The sequence below is a fragment of the Pseudomonas simiae genome (assembly GCF_900111895.1).
Classification (GTDB): domain Bacteria; phylum Pseudomonadota; class Gammaproteobacteria; order Pseudomonadales; family Pseudomonadaceae; genus Aquipseudomonas; species Aquipseudomonas simiae.
The window spans coordinates 35,932-48,009 of record NZ_FOKB01000005.1 but is presented as its reverse complement, the minus strand read 5'-3'; the positions used below and the strand labels follow the sequence as shown (position 1 = coordinate 48,009).

Annotated in this window: 10 protein-coding genes; 6 read left to right on the top strand and 4 right to left on the bottom strand. The window is 60.2% G+C overall.

Translation table 11 applies throughout. The features are described from left to right. Positions 1–12: 12 nt before the first annotated feature. On the bottom strand, positions 13–327 hold the full coding sequence (locus tag BMZ57_RS17080) for a hypothetical protein (RefSeq protein WP_031290812.1): 315 nt from the start codon (positions 325–327) through the stop codon (positions 13–15). Positions 328–511: 184 nt separating this feature from the next. On the opposite strand from BMZ57_RS17080, the gene ku reads away from it, so the two are divergent. After that, positions 512–1,345, top strand: a complete 834-nt coding sequence (gene ku, locus BMZ57_RS17075) for a non-homologous end joining protein Ku (protein ID WP_010210615.1) — start codon at positions 512–514, stop codon at positions 1,343–1,345. A gap of 3 nt (positions 1,346–1,348) precedes the next feature. Continuing rightward, positions 1,349–3,808: a DNA ligase D gene (gene ligD, locus BMZ57_RS17070; RefSeq protein WP_069673093.1), complete on the top strand. Its 2,460-nt coding sequence runs from the start codon at positions 1,349–1,351 to the stop codon at positions 3,806–3,808. Between the two features lie 21 nt (positions 3,809–3,829). Here ligD and lpxO read toward each other — a convergent pair whose 3' ends face one another. Beyond that, a complete protein-coding gene (lpxO, locus tag BMZ57_RS17065) occupies positions 3,830–4,729 on the bottom strand; it encodes a lipid A hydroxylase LpxO (RefSeq protein WP_010210619.1) in 900 nt (299 codons plus the stop codon). 296 nt (positions 4,730–5,025) lie between these two features. Here lpxO and BMZ57_RS17060 point away from each other — a divergent pair, with 296 nt between their 5' ends. Further along, positions 5,026–5,412 (top strand): TIGR03067 domain-containing protein, encoded by a 387-nt coding sequence (locus BMZ57_RS17060; RefSeq protein ID WP_010210620.1) that lies wholly within the window; start codon positions 5,026–5,028, stop codon positions 5,410–5,412. A 141-nt stretch (positions 5,413–5,553) separates the two neighbouring features. Here the strand turns inward: BMZ57_RS17060 and BMZ57_RS17055 are convergent, their stop codons facing one another. Then, a complete protein-coding gene (locus BMZ57_RS17055) occupies positions 5,554–6,366 on the bottom strand; it encodes a class I SAM-dependent methyltransferase (RefSeq protein WP_042571186.1) in 813 nt (270 codons plus the stop codon). 155 nt (positions 6,367–6,521) lie between these two features. On the opposite strand from BMZ57_RS17055, the gene BMZ57_RS17050 reads away from it, so the two are divergent. The 3 genes from BMZ57_RS17050 (at position 6,522) to BMZ57_RS17040 (ending at position 10,829) form a co-directional block, all read left to right on the top strand. Next, positions 6,522–7,760, top strand: coding sequence for an MFS transporter (locus BMZ57_RS17050; RefSeq protein WP_029529153.1), 1,239 nt, complete (start codon positions 6,522–6,524; stop codon positions 7,758–7,760). A 142-nt stretch (positions 7,761–7,902) separates the two neighbouring features. Continuing rightward, a complete protein-coding gene (locus BMZ57_RS17045) occupies positions 7,903–9,489 on the top strand; it encodes an ABC-F family ATPase (RefSeq protein ID WP_010210624.1) in 1,587 nt (528 codons plus the stop codon). A 164-nt stretch (positions 9,490–9,653) separates the two neighbouring features. Beyond that, positions 9,654–10,829 (top strand): MFS transporter, encoded by a 1,176-nt coding sequence (locus tag BMZ57_RS17040; RefSeq protein ID WP_010210626.1) that lies wholly within the window; start codon positions 9,654–9,656, stop codon positions 10,827–10,829. Here BMZ57_RS17040 and BMZ57_RS17035 read toward each other — a convergent pair. Further along, a complete protein-coding gene (locus BMZ57_RS17035; RefSeq protein WP_045792201.1) occupies positions 10,823–11,860 on the bottom strand; it encodes an alpha/beta hydrolase family protein in 1,038 nt (345 codons plus the stop codon). The two genes, BMZ57_RS17040 and BMZ57_RS17035, sit on opposite strands and share 7 nt — an antisense overlap. Between the last annotated feature and the right edge of the window lie 218 nt (positions 11,861–12,078).

The window sequence follows — 12,078 nt, the reverse complement described above, 5'->3', positions numbered from 1 at the left end:
AAGGCGGAATCCTTACCGGCGATTGCCGTTGGCATCATAAGTGGGGGCTTTGGTTTCGGTGGCTGGGCGGCTGGGCGCGGCATTGCGTTTGGGATAGCTATTGCCGATACCGCCGTTTTCCAGGGTCGGCGTGCGCGTAGTCGGCCCGGTCTGGATACCGCGGACCGCCGGAGCATTCTGTTGGGTACCCTGCATGCTATTGGGATTGGCCCGGTGGATCGGGCCGTTGTTGCCGCTGTTGTTACCGGGCAGGTTTTGCGCCTGGACCATAGGAACAAGGGCCAGACCCAACAACAGGGCTGCAACGTGACGCCTGCAACTGTTCATGACGAAGCCTCTCTGGGGCGAGGAGTACGTGCTTTCGATAACACGCTACGCCTTGGGTTCGGCTTTCGACACTAAATAGTTTCTCATCAGGTGTAACACGATCTGTCCGCGCATCTGACCGGAGAAACTTTTCCCGCCGCTTTCGAGTCACCAGAACACAGCCTCTTCGTAAGGAATCGCACTTATGCCACGGGCAATCTGGAAAGGCGCCATCAGCTTTGGCCTGGTACACATCCCGGTCTCACTGGTCTCGGCCACCTCCTCTCAAGGCGTCGACTTTGATTGGCTGGACAAACGCAGCATGGATCCGGTGGGTTACAAACGCATCAACAAGACCACCGGTAAGGAAGTGACAAAGGACAACATTGTCAAAGGCGTTGCGTTCGAGAAAGGCCGCTACGTGGTGCTCAGCGAAGAGGAAATCCGCTCGGCCCACCCCAAATCGACCCAGACCATCGAGATCATCGCGTTTGTCGCCAGCGACCAGATCCCATTGCAGAACATCGACACCCCCTACTTCCTTGCTCCGGATAAGCGTGGCGGCAAGGTCTACGCATTGCTAAGGGAAACCCTCAGGAAAACCCGCAAAGTGGCCCTGGCCAATGTCGTGCTGCACACCAAGCAGCACCTGGCAGCCTTGATGCCGTTGGACTCGGCACTTGTGCTGGTAATGCTGCGCTGGCCTGCCGAAGTGCGAAGCCTGGACGAACTGGAGCTGGGCAGCGACGTGACCAAGCCGAGCCTGGCCAAGGGCGAGCTGGACATGGCCAAGCGCCTGGTGGACGACATGAGCGCCGACTGGCAGCCCGACGACTACCGCGACAGTTTCCAGGAAAAAATCATGGCGCTGGTGGCCAAAAAGGCCAAGGCCGGCAAGATCGAGGATGTGGAAACCAGCAAAGACAGCGAAGAACGCAAGTCCGCCGATGTGATCGACCTGACGGAACTGCTCAAGCGTAGCCTGGCCGGCAAACCCACGAAGAAGCCTGCCGCGAAGAAATCCACCAAGGCCTCCTAAGTCATGTCCAAGCCCTTGAGCGAATACAACCGCAAACGTGATTTCGGGATAACCGCCGAACCGGCAGGCAGTGCGCCAGCAGGCAAACGCAAAGCCTCGGCGCTGTCGTTTGTGATTCAAAAGCATGACGCACGCAACCTGCACTATGACTTCCGCCTGGAGCTCGACGGCGTACTGCTCAGTTGGGCCGTCCCCAAAGGCCCGAGCCTGGATCCCAGCCACAAGCGCCTGGCCGTCCACGTCGAAGATCATCCCCTGAGCTATGGCGGCTTTGAAGGCAGCATTCCAGCGGGTCAGTACGGTGCAGGCGATGTCATCGTGTGGGACCGCGGCATCTGGCAGCCCCACGATGAGCCCCGCAAGGCCTACGCAGCCGGCAAGCTCAAATTCACCCTGGTCGGCGAGAAGCTCTCCGGTGACTGGGCGCTGGTGCGCACGCGCTTGAAGGGCAGCGGCGACAAGGAACAATGGCTGCTGATCAAGGAAAAGGACCCACAGGCGCGCTCGGCCGACGACTACGATATCGTCCAGGCCCAGCCGAACAGCGTGCTCAGCGATGCCTCAGTGGGCAAACCCAAGACGCGGGCCAAGGCCAGGAAAACCGCCCTCCCCGAGCAATTCACCCCACAATTGGCCACACTGGTGGATCGTGCACCCGAGGGCGATTGGCAATACGAAATCAAGTTCGACGGTTACCGCATGCTCGCACGTATCCAAGCGGGTGAAGTGCGCCTGTTCACCCGCAACGGGCACGACTGGACCGAGCGTCTGCCGCGTCAGGTCAAGGCCTTGCAGACACTGAAGCTCAAGGACAGCTGGCTGGATGGTGAGGTGGTCAGCCTCAATGGCGACGGCCTGCCGGACTTTCAGGCGCTGCAAAATGCCTTAGATATCGGCCGCAGCCTGGACATTGTCTACTACTTGTTTGACGCGCCCTTTCTCAATGGCGAGGACCAACGCCAGGCGCCGGTCGAGGAACGCCGCGCCGCCCTAAAGGAGGCTCTGGCCGGTAGCCGCAGCACATTGCTGCGCTATTCCGAAGCGTTTACCGCGCACCACCGGGACATCTTTGAAAGCGCCTGCGACTTGGCCCTCGAAGGCGTGATCGGTAAGCGCCTGGGCAGCCCGTACGTTTCCCGTCGAAGTGCCGACTGGATCAAACTCAAATGCCGGCTGTCCCAGGAATTCGTGATCGTCGGTTACACCCGGCCACAGGGTTCACGCAGTGGCTTCGGCGCGCTGTTGCTGGCGGTGAATAACGACACGGGCCTGGTGTACGCGGGCCGTGTGGGAACGGGTTTCGATCAGGCGGCGCTGAAAGCCATTTACGCGCAGCTCACACCGCTGGAGTGCGAGACGTCACCCCTGGCGAAGCCACTGTCCAGCGCCCAAGCGCGTGGTGTGCATTGGGTCAAACCGACGTTGGTCGCGCAGGTGCAGTTTGCCGAGTGGACACGCGAAGGCGTGGTCCGCCAGGCAGCGTTTGTCGGGCTGCGCACCGACAAGCCGGTGGCGCAGGTTGTTCATGAGCAACCACGCACGGTCCACTCAAGGAAGCCGGTGAAAAAAACCAGTCGCGATGTGAACATCACCCACCCAGACCGTGTGATCGATAAACACAGCGGCACACAAAAACAGCAACTCGCGCAATTCTACGACACCATCAGCCAATGGATTCTGCCCTTCCTGCGCCATCGTCCTGTCTCACTGCTGAGAGCGCCCGAGGGTATCGAAGGCGAGCAATTCTTCCAGAAACACTCGGAGCGCCTGGCCATTCCCAACATCAAGCAATTGCATCAGTCTCTCGATCCTGGCCATGCACGCCTGATGGAAATCGACAACGTCGGCGCATTGATCGGCGCAGTACAAATGGGCAGCGTGGAGTTTCACACCTGGGGCGCCACCTCGGACAAGATCGAAACCCCGGACTTGTTTGTGCTCGATCTCGACCCGGACCCGGCACTGCCCTGGAAAGCCATGCTGGAGGCCGCGCAACTCACCCTGTCGGTTTTGGATGAGCTGGGGTTGCAAGCCTTCGTCAAAACCAGCGGCGGCAAGGGCCTGCACCTGATCGTGCCGTTGGCGCGCCGAGACAATTGGGAGACCGTCAAGGCGTTCGCCAAGGGCATCGCCCAGTTCATGACCGAGCAGTTGCCCGAACGTTTTACCGCGACATCGGGCCCCAAAAACCGGGTCGGCAAGATCTTTATCGATTACCTGCGCAATGCCCGCGGTGCCAGCACCGTAGCGGCGTATTCCGTGCGCGCACGGCCTGGCTTGCCAGTGTCGGTACCGGTCAGCCGCGAGGAGTTGGAGGGGTTACGCGGTGCGCAACAATGGACCGTCGCCAATGTGCTGCAGCGCTTGAACGCTTTGAAAGCGGACCCCTGGGCGGGGTATGCCAATCGCCAGAAGATCAGCAAGAAGATGTGGGACAAACTGGGCGCCCATCCACCGGAATGAATGGCGCCCACAAAGCGATCCTCAGATCAGCAGGAAAATAGCTGCCAATCCAGCGAAGATCGCCCATTTTTCCAGGTAGTAGCGCGTACGATTGCGCTTTTTCAGTTCCTTGCCACGCAGGCGGATCTTGTACAGACGCGTGAAGGCGCGATTGAGCCCGCCGGTCTTGTCACCCGCATCGTTGGGCGAACCTGCAGCCGCCATCACGTTACGGCTGAACCAGCGGTTGAACGCAGCCGCCCAGCGGTATTTCATCGGCCGCTCGATGTCGCAGAACAGGATGATGCGGTTCTGCTGCGTGGTGTTTTCGGCGTAGTGGATGTAGGTCTCGTCAAACATCACCGGCTCGCCATCACGCCAGTAATAGTTCTCGCCATCCACATTGATGTAGCAGCCAGGATCGTTCGGGGTGTCCAGGCCCAAGTGGTAGCGGTACGAGCCGGCATAGGGGTCACGGTGGCGCACCAGCTTGGAGCCCGGCGGCAGCTCGGCGAACATCGCGGCCTTGATCGAACCGATGCTCTGCACCAGCTCAGTGGTGCGCGGGCACAGCTTCATCGCTGAAGGGTGACTGTCGCCATACCATTTCAGGTAGAAACGCTTCCAACCCGACTTGAAGAACGAGTTGAAACCCACGTCGTTGTACTGATCCGAGCGCTTGATCTCCCCGGCACGCATCAGGTTCTGGCCTTCCAGGCGAATTTCTTCCCAATGTTCCTGGAGCGGACTCAGGTCGGGAAAATCACTGGGTGACAGATACGGTCGGCTGGGCAGCTTGGAGAAGAGGTAGAGAAAGCAGTTGATCGGTGCCAGGAAGGTCGAATGATCACTGAGCTGGCGACCCAGCTTGTGCCGCACCCGGCCACGCAGATGTACATACGCAATCGAGGCAACGTAAAGAACAACAATGATGAGTTTCAAGGGATTTCGTCACACGTCAGAAGAGAACAGGCTGCTCCTGCGTGCCCACAACGGCCGAGGTTGGATAGCAGCACCTGAAATCACAATTCACACAGTCGGCACGACCCGTTGAGGTACAACGGGTTGATGGCCATTGGCAGTTATTTAGCCACAGGTTGTAACCAAAAGTTAACTAAGAATTGTGAAAAGCTGTCGCGTGAGTGTGTTGGGCGCAAGGGTCGACAAATGTCAGCCCTGGCTATGCGCAGGCAACCATCCAGTGGTAAAAGCAGCCCCAGCACCTAAAAGGAATGTGTATGCCCTCCCTGATAGACCCGGATGTTCAAGCCCTCCAAGGCGCCTGGGAGCAGACGTCATTGGAAGACAATGGCGTGCTCAACCCCGTCGACGCCCACAGCGCCCCCGGGGCACTGACCACGATTACCGACGACCGCTTTGAAGTGAGGACCACCTCGGGCGAAGTGTTGCTGGCGGGCCGATTCTCCCTCGACAGCAGCACCGTCCCTAAAACCATTACCTGGATCGATTCCATCGGCGAGGATGCAGGTAAGCACTTGCCCGCCAGTTATCGGCTCGACAGGGATGAGTTTGTTTTCATTGCAGCGGATGAAGGCATGCCCAGGCCGACCACATTCAGTACCGGTCCCGGGCAGACCATGCGCACGTTCGTGCGGCGCACCTGAGGGGCAGGCCCTACAAGTTTGCGACGGCATTTTCACGAAGCCTTCACTTTCGGACCTATAGGGTGAAACTTACCTACTCCAGTGAATCCCTTGGCCCGCCTCCCCTCGCGGGCCTTTTTTTGCCTGTGGCACCCCATGACGTTATCCGGGACGTTTGGTGGCGGTCAGCGTAAAACACATCGGCAATTGCGCAGGCTGGTGCTCGTACTGGTCGTATAGTTCTTCGCGGTTGGAGTGCGGATACTCCTGGAGGTTTGTGATCTGCAGGTCTGCGCGGATTGCGGCACTGACCACGTCGCCCAGGGTGTGCACGTACCAATAGGACGTTGGCCCGGCCACTTCGCCCTGCCCTTCGTAGACAATCGACTCCTGCAGCACAAACGGCTCGCGCTGAAAGTAGGAACTGGCCGGCAGGAAAGGGTTTGGCGCCCGTGGATCAAATACCTCCAGAAACGGATGGGTTTCATACATCACCAACGTGCCGCCGGGCTTCAAGGTGCTGGCAACATGACGCATGAACTGCTCCACATCCGGCATCCAGCCCAGCACGCCGATAGTCACCAGAGCGATATCGAAGCGCGCCTGCAAAGAGTGCGGCAACTGGTGGATATCACTTTCTATGAACTCAGGGTTGTGCGGTGAGACTTCGGCCAGTTCACGGGCCTGTTGCACAAACGCCTGGGATTGATCCACGCCCACGACCGAACGCGCGCCCAGGCCGTACAACGAAAGGCTTTCCCGGCCATTGTTACAGCACAGTTGCACCACATCCTTACCGACTACCCCAACGTCTTGCAGCACGCCGGTAAGCGTGGGGTCCAGGCAAGAAAAGTCAGCGGCGCCGACACTGTTGAGCAGCACGTTCCAGGTGTCGCTGGTTTTGTGCAGGCTGGCGGATTGGTCCCAGGCGTCCTTGTTGCTGGCAATCGCCTGTTGAGCCGAGGGCATGTCCATTGCGTCTCCAGATATTCAATACAGCGGGGCTGCGAAAATAAGCCAAGTGCTCTCGGATTAAAACCCCGCGAAGCGGGCGAAACTTAACGCAGGCCCCACGGGTCATTATCGCAATGCGTGTTCTGCCCTTGAACGCCATCTCCGAAGACCTCGCCGTGGCCAAACACTCCGACCTGCGCAACGCCTTGTCCCTGGACAGCCTGAATTTCTTCCTCGCGGATGTGCGCGACGGCCTCGGCCCTTACTTGGCCATTTACTTGCTGGCCGTGCACAAATGGGACCCGGCCAGCATCGGCGTGGTCATGACCCTGGCCGGCATCGCCGCCTTGCTCACCCAGGGACCGGCGGGGGCGCTGATCGACCGCACCCGCAGCAAGCGCGCAGTGGTTGCGTTGGCCGCCATCGTGGTGACCGGCAGTTGCCTTCTGCTGCCCTTTGTCAGTTCCTTCAGCCTGGTGGCGTTGACCCAGGCCGCCAGCGCCGTCGCCGCGTCCGTGTTCGCTCCGGCAATCAGCGCAATCTCCCTGGGCATCACCGGGCCACGCGCGTTCACCCGCCGTACGGGGCGCAACGAAACATTCAACCACGCCGGCAATGCCGTCGCGGCGCTATTGGCCGGCGGCTTGGCGTATCTGTTCGGCCCAGTGGTGGTGTTCTACCTGATGGCCTTTATGGCGGTGGCCAGCGTCATCGCGATCAGTTGCGTGTCGGCTGAGGCCATCGACCATGACGTCGCCCGAGGTTTTGACCCGGAGCACCACACTGACCACGAACAACCCTCCGGTATCAGCGTGTTGCTGTCGAACCGCCCGCTATTGCTGTTCGCCATCTGCTGCGCCCTGTTCCACCTGGCCAACGCCGCAATGTTGCCGCTGGTCAGCCAGAAACTTTCACAGATCAACCTGCAGATGGCCACGCCGCTGACGTCGGCGTGCATCGTCGCCGCGCAATTGGTGATGGTGCCGATGGCTTGGCTGGTTGGGCTCAAGGCCGACATCTGGGGACGCAAACCCTTGCTGATGGCCGGGTTCATCATCCTGCCGCTGCGCGGTGTGCTCTATACGCTGTCCAGTGATCCCTATTGGCTGGTTGCCGTGCAGATGCTTGACGGCATCGGCGCGGGGATCTTCGGCGCGCTGTTCCCGGTCATCGTCAAGGACCTGACCCAAGGCACCGGGCGCTTCAACGTCAGCCTGGGCGCGCTCTCCACCGTATTCGGCCTGGGCGCGGCACTGAGCAGCAGCCTGGCCGGTTTCGTGGTGCAACAGGCCGGCTACAACGCCGCGTTCCTGACCCTGGCCGGCGTGGCGGCCCTGGCATTGGCGCTGTTGTGGCTGGCGATGCCGGAGACCTTGGCGAAACCTTCCTTCGCTAGACATACAACTGTCGCCTGACATATGCGACAATGCGCGCCAAATTCCAACACACATCCAAAATTTTCTGCTCAGCGACCGGGTTTCGCGCCTTGATGTCGCTGTTGACGCATGCCTGAAGGCGCCTGCCGACACGCTCGCAACCCATTGATAGGTAAAGTAATTGATCTCCACAGCTAACATCACCATGCAGTTCGGCGCCAAGCCGCTCTTCGAGAATGTCTCGGTCAAGTTCGGCGCCGGCAACCGTTATGGTTTGATCGGTGCCAACGGTTGCGGCAAGTCGACCTTCATGAAGATCCTCGGCGGCGACCTCGACCCGTCCGGCGGCCAGGTGATGCTGGAGCCGAACGTACGCCTGGGTAAACTGCGCCAGGACCAGTTCGCCTACGAAGAATTCACCGTGCTCGACACCGTGATCATGGGCCACGAAGAGCTGTGGAAGGTCAAGGCCGAGCGCGACCGTATCTACTCGCTGCCTGAAATGAGCGAAGAAGACGGCATGGCCGTGGCCGAGCTGGAAACCGAGTTCGCCGAGATGGACGGCTACACCGCCGAATCCCGTGCCGGCGAACTGCTGCTGGGCCTGGGTATTCCGCTGGAACAACACTTCGGCCCGATGAGCGAAGTGTCACCAGGCTGGAAACTGCGCGTATTGCTGGCCCAGGCGCTGTTCTCCGATCCTGAAGTGCTGTTGCTCGACGAACCGACCAACCACTTGGACATCAACACCATCCGCTGGCTGGAAAACATCCTGACCCAGCGCTCCAGCCTGATGATCATCATCTCTCACGACCGTCACTTCCTGAACAGCGTGTGCACCCACATGGCTGACCTGGACTACGGCGAGCTGCGCCTGTTCCCGGGCAACTACGACGAGTACATGACCGTGGCGACTCAGTCCCGCGAGCAACTGCTGTCGGACAACGCCAAGAAGAAGGCACAGATTTCCGAGTTGCAATCCTTCGTCAGCCGCTTCTCGGCCAACGCCTCGAAAGCCAAACAGGCCACTTCCCGTGCCAAGGCGATCGACAAGATCCAGTTGGCCGAAGTCAAGCCATCGAGCCGTGTGAGCCCGTTCATCCGTTTCGAGCAGAACAAAAAGCTGCACCGCCAGGCGGTCATCGTCGAGCGGATGGCCAAAGGCTTCGACGGCAAGCCTCTGTTCAAGGACTTCAGCTTCCAGGTTGAAGCGGGCGAGCGCGTAGCGATCATCGGCCCGAACGGTATCGGCAAGACCACCCTGCTGCGCACCCTGGTCAACGAACTGACCCCGGACGCCGGCAGCATCAAATGGACCGACGCCGCAGAGCTGGGCTACTACGCCCAGGACCATGCACATGACTTCGAAGACGACGTCACGCTGTTCGACTGGATGGGCCAGTGGACCCAAGGCGAGCAAATGATCCGTGGCACCCTGGGTCGCATGCTGTTCTCCAACGACGAGATCCAGAAGTCGGTGAAGGTGATTTCCGGTGGTGAGCAAGGCCGCATGCTGTTCGGCAAGCTGATCCTGCAAAAGCCAAACGTGCTGATCATGGACGAACCGACCAACCACTTGGACATGGAATCCATCGAAGCGCTGAACCTGGCGTTGGAGAACTATCCGGGCACGCTGATCTTCGTCAGCCACGACCGTGAGTTCGTGTCGTCCCTGGCCACCCGCATCATCGAGTTGAGCGCCACCGGCGTGATCGACTTCAGCGGCACCTATGATGATTACCTGCGTAGCCAGGGCGTGGTGTTTTAACAGCAGCCATTCGTTTTTAGCTGCAAGCGGCAAGATAGAGCCCCATCCTGTGTGACGGGGCTTTTTGCATGGGTATGCCGCCCCCTCATTAATAGATAGCCTGCTTTCTTTTCCCTTGGGCCCTTGCCATGATGCACTCACCGCCCGCCCGCGAACGAGTGCCCATGTCTGCCGCCGCCCCCAGCTCCCTGTCGATCACCCTGCAGATCGTTTCCATCGTCTTTTACACCTTCATCGCGTTCATCTGCATCGGCCTGCCGATTGCGGTGATTCCAGGCTATGTGCATGAGCAACTGGGCTTCAGTGCCGTGGTGGCCGGAGTGACGATCGGTTCGCAATACCTGGCGACCCTGCTCAGCCGCCCCATGGCCGGGAGAATGTCGGATACCGTGGGCACCAAGCGTGCCATTGTCTTGGGCTTGGCAGGGATTCTGGTCAGTGGCGTGCTGACGTTCTTTGCGACCTGTCTACAGAGCATGCCTGCCTTGAGCCTGAGCATCTTGATTGTCGGTCGACTGTTGCTGGGCGTGGCCCAGGGTCTGATCGGCGTGGGCACCATCAGTTGGTGCATGGGCGCCGTCGGCGCCGAACACACGGCGCGCTCGATCTCCTGGAACGGCATCGCGTCCTACGGCGCCATCGCCATTGGTGCACCGCTGGGTGTGGTGATGGTGGCCGAATACGGCTACAACAGCCTCGGCATTGCGCTGGCGGTACTGTCCGCGCTGGGCCTGGTGCTGATCCGCAATAAACCCTCGGTGCCGGTGGTGCGCGGTGAGCGCCTGCCGTTCTGGGCGGTGTTCGGGCGTATCGCGCCATTCGGCGCCAGCCTGTGCCTGGCGTCGATCGGCTACGGCACCCTCACCACTTTTATCACCCTGTATTACCTTAATCGCGGCTGGGCCGGTGCGGCGTACTGCCTGACGGTGTTTGGCGTGTGTTTTATCCTGTCGCGGTTGGTGTTTATCTCTGCGATCAGTCGGTTTGGTGGCTTTCGTGCCGCAATCGCCTGCATGACTATCGAGACCCTCGGCCTGACGCTGCTATGGCTGGCACCGTCGACTGGCGTGGCGTTGATTGGCGCCGGGCTGACCGGTTTCGGCTTGTCGCTGGTGTACCCGGCGCTTGGCGTGGAGGCCATCAAACAGGTGCCCAACAGCAGCCGTGGCGCGGGGCTGAGTGCTTATGCAGTGTTTTTCGACTTGGCCTTGGCGATTGCCGGGCCGTTGATGGGCGCCGTGGCACTGAACCTCGGCTATGGCTGGATCTTCTTCTGCGCCGCGTTGTTATCGGTGACTGCGCTGGGCGTGACCCTTTTGCTCAAGCGGCGCGCTTACTGATCAGCCGTCTGCATTCCGGCGCGGGTGGATTGGCCGAGGGTGTGACTGAAAAAACGCCCCGCTTCGGAAATCAGGTCGCGGTGGATGCCCTCGCGGTCGACGCCATCGGCATCGGTGCAGATCGCCGGCATGGCCGCCAACTGATCACTGTCACACGGCGCCATGAACACGAAGTGCCCTGCCCCGGCCAACAGCTTGAAGTCCGGCGGTTCCGGCAGCTTGCGTGCAAGCGCCGCGGCGTTCTTGTCCACGGCCACCAACTTGTCGCCGTCGCCGCTGTAGAGCAGCACCGGCACATGCACGTCGGCCAGGGTGTGGCGGCCGAACATCAAACTCAACGGTGCCATCAACATCAACGCATGAATGCGCGGATCGGATTGCGGTTGCAGGTCGTCGCGGTCCACCACCAGTTCACCTTGAGTGGTGCAGGCGTCGCGATCTTCCGGCCGCTCCTGGCAGTAGCGGCGCAGGCGGTCGAAATCCGGCTTGGCGCCGGCCAGGATCAACGCGGTTTCGCCGCCGGCCGAGTAACCGATCACGCCCACCTGGTCGACGTTGACGAACGGCGACAACATCGGGTCGCCCAAGGTCGCGGTGATCGCTTCGGAAATCTGGATGGGCCGGCCATACAGGTTACTCACCGTGCCCAGGCGGCTATGGTCCTTGTAGTTGTCGCCCGGGTGCAACACCGCCACCACCACAAAGCCTTTACGTGCCAGCGACGTCGCCAGGTCATGCAAAGCCAGCGGCGTACCCGTGTTGCCATGGGACAGCATCAGCATCGGGAAACGGCCGATGGCAATCTTGGCGTCTTCCGTGGCGGCGACGTGATAGGCGCCCAGCGGCGTGGTGTGTTCAAGCCCGGTGGAGGGATAAAAGGCAATGGCCTTCATCGGCTGCAAATCCAGCGGATCAAGGAACGTCATGCGATGGAAGCCCACACTCCAATGCGGGTGCGGCGCTGGCGCGGCGTGCACTGAAACCAGGCCACCGAGCAACGAAAGAACCATAACCGCACAAAGACGCATCATGAGGATGTCCACCTTTGCTGCAAAAAAACCGGCATGTCGGGTTGAAAAGTCCATGTTCAAGGCGCTCGACCGGATGATAAACCCATGCGTGCATAACCTGGGCCAACGTATTGACCGCGGGTAAACGAAAAAAACTCCGTAGTCAGGTCGTTTTGAGGCGACCCGAATACAGAGTTTAGACGTCCCGTTTCAGAATGAAACGGGGAACAGCACGGTTT